Origin of the sequence: Streptomyces sp. DSM 15324 (assembly GCF_001514285.1) — a bacterium.
Classification (GTDB): domain Bacteria; phylum Actinomycetota; class Actinomycetes; order Streptomycetales; family Streptomycetaceae; genus Streptomyces.
Genome location: NZ_KQ949028.1, coordinates 522,691 through 533,171, shown reverse-complemented (window position 1 = coordinate 533,171; position 10,481 = coordinate 522,691). Strand labels below are relative to the sequence as shown.

At 71.9% G+C, this 10,481-nt stretch carries 9 protein-coding genes; 3 read left to right on the top strand and 6 right to left on the bottom strand.

Going from position 1 to position 10,481, the window contains the following annotated elements; genetic code table 11:
* Positions 1-125: 125 nt before the first annotated feature.
* From AQJ58_RS21960 to AQJ58_RS21945, 4 genes are read right to left on the bottom strand one after another with little or no spacing between them, the layout of a single operon-like run.
* Positions 126-1,817 (bottom strand): beta-ketoacyl synthase N-terminal-like domain-containing protein, encoded by a 1,692-nt coding sequence (locus tag AQJ58_RS21960; protein WP_079079095.1) that lies wholly within the window; start codon positions 1,815-1,817, stop codon positions 126-128.
* The gene (locus tag AQJ58_RS21955; protein ID WP_067252526.1) at positions 1,814-3,082 is read right to left on the bottom strand and encodes a glycosyltransferase family 2 protein; all 1,269 of its coding nucleotides are present in this window, start codon (positions 3,080-3,082) and stop codon (positions 1,814-1,816) included. Before AQJ58_RS21955 ends, AQJ58_RS21960 begins: the two co-directional genes overlap by 4 nt.
* Entirely contained in the window at positions 3,079-3,354 is a 276-nt protein-coding gene (locus AQJ58_RS21950) for an acyl carrier protein (RefSeq protein WP_067252525.1), read from the bottom strand. The genes AQJ58_RS21955 and AQJ58_RS21950 overlap by 4 nt, the downstream gene beginning before the upstream one ends.
* A gap of 33 nt (positions 3,355-3,387) precedes the next feature.
* Positions 3,388-5,289 carry a KedN5 family methylcobalamin-dependent radical SAM C-methyltransferase gene (locus tag AQJ58_RS21945; RefSeq protein ID WP_159056287.1) on the bottom strand — a complete coding sequence of 634 codons (1,902 nt, stop codon included), beginning with the start codon at positions 5,287-5,289 and terminating at the stop codon, positions 3,388-3,390.
* A gap of 487 nt (positions 5,290-5,776) precedes the next feature.
* Here AQJ58_RS21945 and AQJ58_RS21940 point away from each other — a divergent pair, with 487 nt between their 5' ends.
* From AQJ58_RS21940 to AQJ58_RS21930, 3 genes are read left to right on the top strand one after another with little or no spacing between them, the layout of a single operon-like run.
* Positions 5,777-6,748 (top strand): PIG-L deacetylase family protein, encoded by a 972-nt coding sequence (locus AQJ58_RS21940; RefSeq protein ID WP_067252521.1) that lies wholly within the window; start codon positions 5,777-5,779, stop codon positions 6,746-6,748.
* Between the two features lie 36 nt (positions 6,749-6,784).
* Positions 6,785-7,420 carry a winged helix-turn-helix domain-containing protein gene (locus AQJ58_RS21935; RefSeq protein WP_067252520.1) on the top strand — a complete coding sequence of 212 codons (636 nt, stop codon included), beginning with the start codon at positions 6,785-6,787 and terminating at the stop codon, positions 7,418-7,420.
* Positions 7,420-7,950: a hypothetical protein gene (locus AQJ58_RS21930; RefSeq protein ID WP_067252518.1), complete on the top strand. Its 531-nt coding sequence runs from the start codon at positions 7,420-7,422 to the stop codon at positions 7,948-7,950. The genes AQJ58_RS21935 and AQJ58_RS21930 overlap by 1 nt, the downstream gene beginning before the upstream one ends.
* Before the next feature lie 372 nt (positions 7,951-8,322).
* Here AQJ58_RS21930 and AQJ58_RS21925 read toward each other — a convergent pair whose 3' ends face one another.
* Positions 8,323-9,402, bottom strand: coding sequence for a methyltransferase (locus AQJ58_RS21925; protein WP_067252517.1), 1,080 nt, complete (start codon positions 9,400-9,402; stop codon positions 8,323-8,325).
* Positions 9,402-10,481 (bottom strand): radical SAM protein, encoded by a 1,080-nt coding sequence (locus AQJ58_RS21920; protein ID WP_234360174.1) that lies wholly within the window; start codon positions 10,479-10,481, stop codon positions 9,402-9,404. The genes AQJ58_RS21925 and AQJ58_RS21920 overlap by 1 nt, the downstream gene beginning before the upstream one ends.

The following is a 10,481-nucleotide window of genomic DNA, read 5'->3' as shown; positions in this document are numbered from 1 at the left end:
CCTTCTCGTAGAACAGGCGCATCGCGGGATCCAGGCGGAGGTACTCCTCGTCGTTGATCAGCACGTTCTGGTTGTTGACACTGGAGAATCCGGTGAGGATCTCGCGGGGTGTCATCAGCACCGCGTCAGCCATCCGTCCTCCACTCCCCGCGCCCGGTCGTGTCGTCTGTCAGGAGCAGGGCGGCGTTGTTGCCGCCGAACCCGAAGTTGTTCACCAGCACGGAGCGCGTCCCGTCACCGGGCTCCGCGTCGCGCAGCACCCGCACGTGCCGGGCGTCGAGGGGCTTGCGCAGTCCGGGCGTGCCCGGCAGGACCTGGTCGCGCAGCGCCCGGACCGCCGCGACGACACCGGGGAACACCGAGGCGTGCAGCAGATGACCGGCGGCGCCCTTGTACGAGCTGACCGGGACGCCCCGCCAGTCGTGCTCGGCACCGACCTGGTCCAGGGCGAGCAGTTCGGCCTCGTCGCCCTGGCGGGTGCCGGGGGCGTGGCCGTGGACGAGGTCCACGGTGGTGAGCCCGGCCATGGCGAGGGCCTCGCGCACACAGGCGGCGCCGACGTGCGCGTCGAGCCGGCTGGTGCCCTGGCCCGCGACCCGGCAGGAGATCCCGCCGACGGTCGCCCACGGGGTGTGTCCCCGGGCCGCGGCGTGCCGGGCGGTCTCCAGGACGATCGCCCCGGCGCCCTCCCCGACGGTGACGCCGGAGCGGTCCTCGTCGAAGGGGCGGGCGACGGTCGTGCTCGTGGCGCGCAGGGTGTCGAGGCAGGCGTAGTCGTAGGTGTTGAGGGACGACACCCCGGTGACGACGGCCAGGTCGGCCAGCCCGCACAGCAGCCACTCGCGGGCCAGGGCCAGCCCGAAGGCGCCCGACGCGCAGGCGTGCGCCATCAGCACCGTGTTGTGGGCGGGGATGCCGAGGCCGTCGCCGTCCCAGTCCGGCTCCAGGGCGATCTCCTCGATCCGGGGTGCCCCGGCGACCTGCGGGAGGTGCGGGACCACACCGGCGAGGACCAGCAGGGTGCGGGGCGGCGGCTCGGCGACACCGGCCTCGCGCAGGGCCTCGGCGCGGGCGCGGTCCAGCAGGGACCGCCGCAGCGGCTGCCCGGGCGGCGGCTCGAGCGGGGTCTGGCAGACCGTCCGGCCACGGAAGCGGGACGCGTCGAAGCGGGTCGGTTCGGACAGGGCCCGGTTGCCGGCCAGCAGATGTCGCCAGAACGCCTCGCCGCCCTCGCCGAAGGCGGTGACCAGGCCGGTGCCGGAGACGACCACCGAGGCGTCCTTCGCCCCTCCCGGACCGGCTGCCGAGGCCGCGGCGGTCACGGCGACGGCCGTGACGCGGTAGCCGTCGCCCTGCGGAGCGCGCAGGAGTTCACAGACGACCATCGCCCGGTGCACCCCCGCCGCGACCGTGCCCCAGGCCCAGCGCCAGGCCTGGAGGGCCGCCGCGCGCGGGCTGATCAGCACATGGCCGCGCCCGTCCCAGTCGCCGGTCGCGGCCAGTTCCTGGAGCAGCTGGGCCGGTTCCGGGGTCATGGCCTCGGTCGGCCGCAGCCGCCGGCCGCCGGCCTCCGCCTCCGCGCACCGGGCGACGTACCGGGAGGTGGCCGCGACACAGTAGTCGGTGGCCGCCATGACCACGGGCACCGTGCCGCGCAGATCGGCGGGGAGGCGGTCCAGGGCGGCGGCCAGCACCTCGACGAAGGCGGTGGTGAGGGAGTCGCGGGTGGGGAGGACGACGAGATCCGGGCGGAGGTCGCGCGCCGGGAGCGGCACGGTGCCACCGACGATCACGGCGCCCACCGTCAGCCCGGTCATGACGCCGCCCCGGCCACAGGGGGGTTGTTCAGGGGGAGCCCGGCCTGCGGCACGCCGACTGGGGGGTGGCCGGCCGGTGGGAAGTCGGCTGGTGGAAGGTCGGCCGGTAGCACGCTGGCCGGTGAAGGGTCGGCCGGTGACACGCCAGCCGGTGAAGGGTCAGCCGGTGACACGCCAGCCGGTAACAGGTCGGCCAGTGACACGCCGACTGGTGGGAGGGCGGCCTGTGACAGGCCCCCCGAAGACACCCCGCCCGGTGACAAGCCAACCGATGGCACCCCGTCCGGTGACAAGCCACCCGGTGACAAGCCGTCCGGTGACAAGCCGTCCAGGGACGCGCCGCCCGGTGACCAGCCACGCAGTGACAAGCCCGTCGGTGGGCCGAGCCGTTCGGCGAGTTCGGCCAGGGGGAGCCGGCCGGTGAGATAGGTGCCCACGTCGGCCAGCCGGGGGTCGCCGTGGCGGTCGGCGACGCGCTGCCAGAAGCGGGGCAGGAGGTCGCCGGTGTCCCGGCGGGCGGTCGGGAGGTGGTACGAGACCGGGTCGAGGAGGCCGAAACGGGCACCCGCGGCCGCGAGCCGCAACCCCAGTTCGAGGTCCTCGCCGCCCCACAGCTCGCCGTAGTGCTCGTCGAAGCCGCCCACCCGCTCGAAGAGGGTGCGCCGGACGCTGGTGGCGGTGCCGATGCACACGAGCCAGTGCAGCGCGGGGTGGCCGGGCGAGCGGATCACCCGGCGGGCGGTGCGCTCGATGAAGGAGCGGCGCGGCCCGAGGAGGGGAACGGCCGTGTCGAGGCGGGCGAGGGTGGCGGGCTCGATCCGCCGTCCCCGCGCGCCGACGAGGGCCGGCCGGATCGGGTCCGGGTCGGGGGTCAGGGCGAAGGCGGAGAGATCGGTGACGGCGCTGTGCAGCACGGCGGTCCCCGTGCGCGCGTGGGCCGCGAGGTGTGTCTCCAGCAGCCCGGGGCCGGCGACGGTGTCGTCGTCGAGGAACAGCAGGAGCTCTCCACGGGCCGACCGCGCCCCGGTGTTGCGGGCGTGAGCGGCGCCGCGCCCGCCCGTGGCGGCGGTGCGGACCCGCAGCCCCGGCGGGAGGGCCGACAGCACCTGGGCGACGGCGCCGGGGCGCAGGGCGTCGTCGACCAGGACGACCTCGAACCGCTCCCGGCCGAGGGTCTGTCGCCCCAGGGCCGTGAGCGTGAGCAGCAGACGCGTGGTCCGGTCACGGGTCGGTACGACCACACTGACCGCTGTGTCACCGCTCACGTCAGGGAAGGACTCTCGCCGGTCCTCTGGTCCATGATGTAGGCGGCGAGCCCCTCGATGGAGAAGAGGGTCTCCTCCGTCAGGTCCTCGTCCTCGAACACGACGTCGAACTTCTCCTCGAGGATCAGCAGGTACTCCAGGGCGTCCAGGGAGCTGAACCCGTACTGGTCGACGAGGCTGGCGTCGCCCTCCCCCGGCGGCTGCCGGTGCTCGCCCTTGGTCATGCCCGCCGCTATCTCGTGGAGGTCCCGAATGAGCCCGGCGCGGTCCATCGTCAATGTCTCCCGTGAGGTGGGGTGCTGGGGTCAGGCCTGGCTGAACTGCTGCTCCAGCTGCTGCTCCGTCAGTCCGCGGAAGCGGTCCATGCGGAAGTAGTGCTGGAGGTCACCGCCGAACTCGGTGCGGTAGTAGAAGTCCGCGGTGTGGCGCTCGGGTCGTGTGCTCACGCTCTCGCCGCGCCGCAGCGCGGCGATCAGCCGGGGCACGGGGTGGGTGAACTCCGTGTCGCTGCGCAGGTACCAGCGTTCGCCGTGCCGGGTGACGACCGGGAGGTCCTCCTCGGGGCCCGAGCCGTCGGGCAGCGGGCGCACGGGCTGGCACATCAGGTCGTAGCGGAACACCTCGTCGAGGAGCGGCAGCAGCTCCTCGGGCAGGCCGGGGCGCAGGGCCTCCTCCCACCACAGCCGCAGCAGCCGTTTGGTGAGCAGCCGCCAGACGTTGGGGTCGACGTTCTCACTGGCGGAGCTGGTGGGCCGGGCCAGCGCGTGCAGCTCCCGGGCCTCGGGGTCCTCGCTCTTGTCGATCCAGTCGGAGAAGCTGAGGATGACGCGGGACTGGGGGACATCGGCGAGTTCGCGCAGGGCGACCCAGATGTTGTGCAGCCACAGACTGCGGGCCAGGACCCGGTTCCAGCAGATGAAGCGGAGCATGCGCTCGTTGTCCGCGAGGGTCATCGTGCGGTGGGCGAGCACATAGTCGAAGTCGTCCTGCTCGCCGCGCACGGTCACCATTCCGTGCTGTTCCTTCTTGTCGTGGTATTCGGTGTTCGGCAGCAGCATGAGGGGGTGGACGGCGATGAACGGGGTGTGCCGGGCGGCCCGGTCGTACCCGTCGAGGAATGAGGCGACGGTCTCGCCCGGCGCTCCCCAGATCAGCTCCAGATACGGGGTGATGCCATGGTCGGTGAGCCAGGCGACCAGGCTTTCCCAGTCGTTCAGCTTCATGTTCCGGCGGCGCATCAGATCCAGCACGGAATCGTCCATGGTCTGGAGGGCCAGGATGAAAGCGCTGTGCATCCCGGACTGCTTCATCTTTTCCATGATGCGGTAGAAACCGGGCGACTTGTTCTTGGCCCAGGAGGTTTCCAGCCGTCTCGGGAAGCCGTATTTACGCCGCACCCGGAGAAGATCGTCAAGGAATTCCTCGTCCTGGCGCAGGAGTCCGAAATTGGAGTCGGCGAGCATGAGGATTTCCGCTCCGCGCCGGCCGAGCACCTCCAGTTCCGCGCGCAGCCGTTCCCGGGAGAACGCCCGCATCTTCTGTCCGGTGGCACCTCCCCAATAACAGAAGGCGCACTTGTACGGGCAGCCCCGGTTGGTCTCCATGAGGGCGTAGTCGTAGAGGAAGCGGCCCTGACGGTCGACGAGCGGGATCGCCCCGGTGAGGATCGGCGAGGGCAGGATCTCCAGGTCCTTGATGCGTTCGCGCTCGGGGGTGGTGACGAGGTCTCCTCCGGCCTCCCGGAAGGAGATGCCGGCGATCCCGTGGAGTCCGTCGCGGCCGGCGCCGTCCAGGCAGGCGTTCATCAGGTCCCGGAAGACCAGTTCCCCTTCGCCGTTCACCACGACGTCGACCTGCGGGAACGTCCGGAAGACGCGCTCTCCCTGGTGGGCGACGTGGTTGCCGCCGAAGACGACCCAGCCGTTCGGGTTCAGCTGTTTGAAGGTCTCGGCGAGGGCACCGAAGGCGCGGAAGTTCCAGCCGAGCACGGAGAAGCAGAGGATGTCGGGGCAGCCGTCCCGTACGAGATCACGGGCCATGGCGTTGAGTCCGGCGTCGCCGGGGTAGTTCCTCAGGGAGATGTCCATGTGCCGTCGAATGCGTTCGTCGGCCTCGGCGTACGCCTTCAGGTAGCCGATCGCCAGCGGCATGGAGACCGCCGAATTCCCCCACACTCCTTGCTGAACGAGTAGTACGCGCGTCGCCATTCCCTGCCTCGTCCTCTAATCGATCCGACAGGCCAAATCGCTCTTCGAGGCTACAGGAGAAGATCCCCCGTGCAATGGGGCCGCGGCAACCCGACCGGAATCATGGCCAATCGTTCCGCCTCTGTTCGGCCAGGCCGGGCGCCTGACCGAAGGCCACCGGACGGACCTGGTGCGGCGCCGCACAACGCCTCCCGGTGCAGGGTGGTTGACGTGGGAAATCAGTGGGGTACCCGCACCGCTCGGCCGGCATCGGGTACGGTGGGCACGGCTCCGGGCGATCAGGTCTCGGGGGCGGAATGAATGACCGGAAACCTATCGCCCCGCAGCACGCAGAAAAAATGATCAGAGCAACGCGATCGGAATATTTTCGGCCACCGGTCCCCCATTTTCTGCCGCTCTGGAACGCACCCTGTGCGGGCCCGGCGGTGATCGGTATGCTCCCGCCTTATTACGGCTGTCATTCCTCACCGCCCGGGCTCGGAGATACATGACAGAGATTCCTGACACCTGGTGCCCGATCACTCTGCCGCATGTCGAGACGGTCGACGGCCGGCTGTGTTTCCTGGGGCACGAGGTGGACGCGGACACCGCGCTGCTCTCCCGGTGCGACGGCCGGCGCCCCCTTGCGGCCTTCACCGCGGCGGAGCGCGAGCGCCTCGCCCGCTGGCGGCGGCTCGGGCTGCTGCTCATGGCCCCGCCGGCCGCACCCGCGGATCCCCTGGCGCCGGTCGTCGTGTCCCCGCACCCGGACGACGCCGCGCTGGCGCTGGGCGGCACGGTGGCCCGGCGCGGCGGCCGGTTCGTCGACGTGTTCAGCGTGGAGACCTGGACCAAGGACCCGTACTACGCCGTACGTCCGGAGCTGACCCGGCGTCTGCTGCTCGCCGAGGAGACGGTCGCCGCCCGGGTGCTGGGTGCCCGGGTGGAGCTGCTCGGTTTCGTCGACGCCGCCGACCGCGAGCTGAGACGGGAGGCGTTCTTCACCGACCCGGCCTGGTCCGACGGCTTCGCGCGCGAGGAGCCGGAGCTGTTCGACGCGGTCACCGCGCGGCTGGGCACGGCGCTCGCGGGCGCCGGCCTGGTCTGCGCGCCGCTCGGCGTCGGCGGTCACGTCGATCACCTCGCCTGCCGGGAGGCGGTGCTCGCGCTGGCGCGCGGCGGGCGGCTCGGCGGGGCGCGGCTCGTCTTCTACGAGGACCAGCCGTACGCGCTGTTCTCCTCGGCGGAGGAGACCGCGCGCGCACTCGGCGCCCGGCTGGCCGAGGCGGGCCTCGGGGAACTGCACCCCGAGCTGTGGCCGGTGGACGGGACGGCGGCGCTCACCAAGTCCGAGGCGCTGGGCGCCTATCGCATCCAGGTGCGCCGGGGCATCGTCCGGCGCATCCACCGGCACGGCACCCGCCTGGCGGAGGGCTCGCACGGGCCGGCCGCCGAGCGGATCTGGCGGCTGCGCGGCTGACCGGCCCTCCCAAGAGAACTCCGTGAAGGGTTTCCCATGTATGCACTGGCTCAGTCCCTGGCCCCGGCGGACCTGGAGGTCCTCGCGGACGCCTGCGCCGAGGTGGGTCTCACCCTGGCGGTGACCGATCCCGAGGCGGCCGACGCGGCGCCGCCCGGCGCCCGGTTGGTCGCCTTCCACCGGATCGCCGCCGCCGGGCCCGACGAGCCCGCCGCGGAGGAGCTGAAACGCGGCGGCGGCTACGCGATCGCGGTCCTGGACCGTATCTCCGCCACCGAGGTCCTCGCGGCGGTCTCGCGCGGGTACAGCTTCACGCTGGCCAGCCCGCTGCGGCGGGAACGGCTGGTGGAGACCCTCGGCTATCTCAAGAACGTCACACCGCCCGAGAACACCCAGGTGCTCACGCTCGACGGGAGGGGGACGCTCCGCTCCCCTTCGAAGTCGGCGCCGGTGACCGAGGCGGAGGCGGGGCTGCTGCGGCTGCTGGCCGACCGGCCGGGTCAGATCGTCTCGCGCGAGGAACTCGGCCGGGCGGCCGGCGGGGAGGACGTGAACAAGGTGACCTCCGTGCTGAAGCAGAAGTTCCTGGACATCGACTCCGGGGCGAAGCTCCTGAAGATCCCTCACCTGGGCTTCCGCCTGGTGGGCACGGTCCGCGAGGACACGCACTGATGCGCGTCGTGGTGATCACGGGGGCGCCCGGGGTCGGCAAGACCCGGCTCGGGCATCAGCTGGTGACGCGGTACGGCGTCCCGGCCGCGGCGATGGACTGCGACCCGGTCGTCCATCCCTGGGACGGGGGCGAGGAGTTGTACGACCTCATGGCGGCGAGCCTGCGCGCCGCCCTGCCGGTGTACCGGGCGTGGGGGGCGCGGGTCGTGGTCGTCACCGGGGTGGTCCTCGCGGGCCGGGCCTACGAGCGCTTCCACCGGGTGTTCGGGGAGCTCGGGGCGGAGCCGGTCTACTACGGGCTGCGGGCCGACGCGGACGCGCTGGCCGCCCGGATCGAGGGCGACGCGGGCGGGCGGCTCTTCGTCGAGGGCCGGCTGGCGGAACGGCACCTGGACGGGGAGGTGCCCGACGTCCCCGGCATCCGCCTGGTCGACACCACCCGCCTGACCCTGCTGGAGGCGACGGACGCGGTCGCCGCCCTGGAACGCGCCGACCTGGGCCCACGATGGCTCGGTCAGACGACCACATGACCCCCCGGGCCCACCACGCCCGGCCCCGGCCCCAACACGGCCCACCACCCCTCGACCAGCCACCGCCGCCACGCTCCCGGCCGACGACACCACCCAGCCCGGGCACCGGCACCGCCCCCGCCACCTCCCGACCGACCACCGCCACCCGACGCACACCCCACGCCCCCCCGGCCGACCGCCGCGGGCTCTCGGCCGACCGGCGACACCTCACAGGCCGCCGCCGGTGCCCCGCGCAGAGCCGACGCACGCCTTGGGCGGCCACCGCCCCGCAGCCGGCCACCGCCCCCAACCCGGCATGCACCACCCCGGTCTCCCCCGGTCCCCCGCCCAGGTCTTGTGGGCGGGGCCGGGGGACCAACGGATGGGGGCCGTTCAGCGGAAGCGGCCCACCTCCAGGCCCTCTCCCGTGCGGTGCGCCGAGAGGACGAAGCCGTAGTAGTGGGTGGCGCCGATGCTGGTGACATAGGCGCGGACCTCGTCACCGAGGGGGCCGGTGAGCTGCTGCTGCGCGTCGCGCGGGGCGAAGGCCGGCCAGCGCGGGGGTGTGGAGGGGCGCAGCAGGAGCCGGCCGGAGAGGTTCAGCCGCCGCAGTTCGGCCTCGAGTTCGCGGACGAAGAACGGGCCGTGCTCGTCGCCGTAGGCCGCCGCCTGGAGCAGTGCCTCGCCGCCGTCGGTGAGGAGTCCGGGCACCTGGCGCAGGAGTTCCCAGAAGAACTCCAGTCCGTCCAGGCCGGCTTCGCCGGCGAGCCAGCCGAGCGAGCCGCGTCGCAGCGGCAGACAGGGCGGGTTGGAGACGACGAGGTCGAAGCGGGAGCCGAGGGAGAGGGACATGATGTCGGCCTCGGTGGCGGTGACCCGGCCGGCCAGGCCGTTGAGGTGGGCGTTGAGGGTCGTGGCCGCCGTGCACTCCGGGTTGACGTCGACCGACAAGACCTCGGCGCCGCCCCGGGCGGCGGACAGCCCGAGGATGCCGGTGCCGCAGCCGAGGTCCAGGGCCGAGCGGATCCCGCTGCGCGCGGCGACGAGCCGGGAGAGGGTGATCGAGTCGGTGCCGACCCAGGGCGCGTACGACCCGGTGTCCCGTCCCGCCGCCCGCCAGGCGGCCAGCAGCACCAGGCCGTCCCCGCGGACCAGGCAGTACTCGGCCGACAGTTTCCCGGCGTCCTCGCTGAGCACGCGGGCGCGCAGCAGCAGATCGAGCAGCGGCGCGGGGATTTCCGCACGGGCCTCGGACTCGGCGACCTGGTCGCCGAAGACGAACAGCGAGGACAGCACCGACTCGGCGGACAGGCTGGTGGAGATCGCCGCCAGGCTCTCGGGGTCCCGCCAGGGCGCCAGTTCACCGAGCCAGTCCCCGGCGAGGGTGAGCAGATCGTGCTGCGGAAGGGCGCGAAGCCGCTGCGGTCCGGCCGCCGCGATCTCGTCGGCGGAGATCCCGTCCAGGGAAATCATCACGTCTCCTCACGGCCCCGCGGGGCCGGCTCGAAAACCGGTGCGAACGCCGATTTCAGCTCCCGCAGCCGCTCCAGCGCGCGGGGCCCGGCGTACGGGGCGCAGCGCGCGATTTCCTCCTCGGTGATTCCGCCGAAGAGATAGAGATTGACCACGTCGATCGGCCCGGTGCAGCTCTTGCAGTACGGAAAACGGGGCCGGGGCTGCATGAACATGTCGTAGTGCTGGTGTTCTCCGAACTGCTCGGGTATGAGGTCGGGGTTCTCCTTGATGTTTCCCATGGGTTTGAGCCAGGCGTACGGGCAGCAGGAGACGTCTCCCTGGCCGAAAAGCTGGACCATGGTGGCCGTGGCGTAACAGCGCAGGGTACGGACGCCGGTGCGCAGTTGATTCCCGATGTGTTCCACGAACGCGCGGGGCGGGAGGACCGCGGACAGTTCGTCGTAGCGTTCCAGTAATGGCGCGAAATGGTCGCCGAGCGGCGGTGCGTGCGTGGCCCTGGTCTCACCGCGCACGGGAAAGAAGTAGAGCATCACGCCGCGCCCGTAACGCTCCGCCAGGAACTCGGCGAAGTCGGCCTGCCCGGTGGCGTTCAGGTCGGTGATGACCGACTGGATCTCGATCGGGATGCCGAGTTCCACCGCGTGGTCCAGGTGCCGCATGATGACGTCGAAGAGCCGATGCTGCTTCGGCGGCAGGCGGTGGCCGTTCATCTCCAGCGTATGGCCGTCCAGGGACAGGCAGAGCTGGACGTTCCCCAGCTCGGCGAGGGCCTGGAGCCGGTGCGGCGTCAGGAAGGCGCCGTTGGTGATGACCTGCACCACCTCGTACTTCTCGCTGCATTCCGCGACGAACTCGGTGGAGCCCTTCAGCCAGAAGAACTCGCCGCCGCTCAGGCGCATGATCGGGCTGTCGACGTGCCGGTGGTAGGCGTCGAGGATCTCGTGCCAGTCGGCGCGCCGGTCGGTGGTGAGCCGCAGCCTCGCGTCCGGTACCTGCATGAGGAGATTGAAGTCCTCGGTGAGGCAGTAGGAACACCTCATCTGGCACAGCTGCTCCTCTATCACCATGTCATTCAT

Bases quoted from the DNA above. Each gene is read 5' to 3' on its own strand.
- AQJ58_RS21935 (WP_067252520.1), top strand. From the start codon at position 6,785: ATGTATGCACTGGCTCAGTCCCTGGCCCCGGCGGACCTGGAGGTCCTC.
- AQJ58_RS21945 (WP_159056287.1), bottom strand. From the start codon at position 5,289: ATGGCGACGCGCGTACTACTCGTTCAGCAAGGAGTGTGGGGGAATTCG.
- AQJ58_RS21950 (WP_067252525.1), bottom strand. From the start codon at position 3,354: ATGGACCGCGCCGGGCTCATTCGGGACCTCCACGAGATAGCGGCGGGC.
- AQJ58_RS21930 (WP_067252518.1), top strand. From the start codon at position 7,420: ATGCGCGTCGTGGTGATCACGGGGGCGCCCGGGGTCGGCAAGACCCGG.
- AQJ58_RS21920 (WP_234360174.1), bottom strand. From the start codon at position 10,481: ATGAATGACATGGTGATAGAGGAGCAGCTGTGCCAGATGAGGTGTTCC.
- AQJ58_RS21940 (WP_067252521.1), top strand. From the start codon at position 5,777: ATGACAGAGATTCCTGACACCTGGTGCCCGATCACTCTGCCGCATGTC.
- AQJ58_RS21960 (WP_079079095.1), bottom strand. From the start codon at position 1,817: ATGACCGGGCTGACGGTGGGCGCCGTGATCGTCGGTGGCACCGTGCCG.
- AQJ58_RS21925 (WP_067252517.1), bottom strand. From the start codon at position 9,402: ATGATTTCCCTGGACGGGATCTCCGCCGACGAGATCGCGGCGGCCGGA.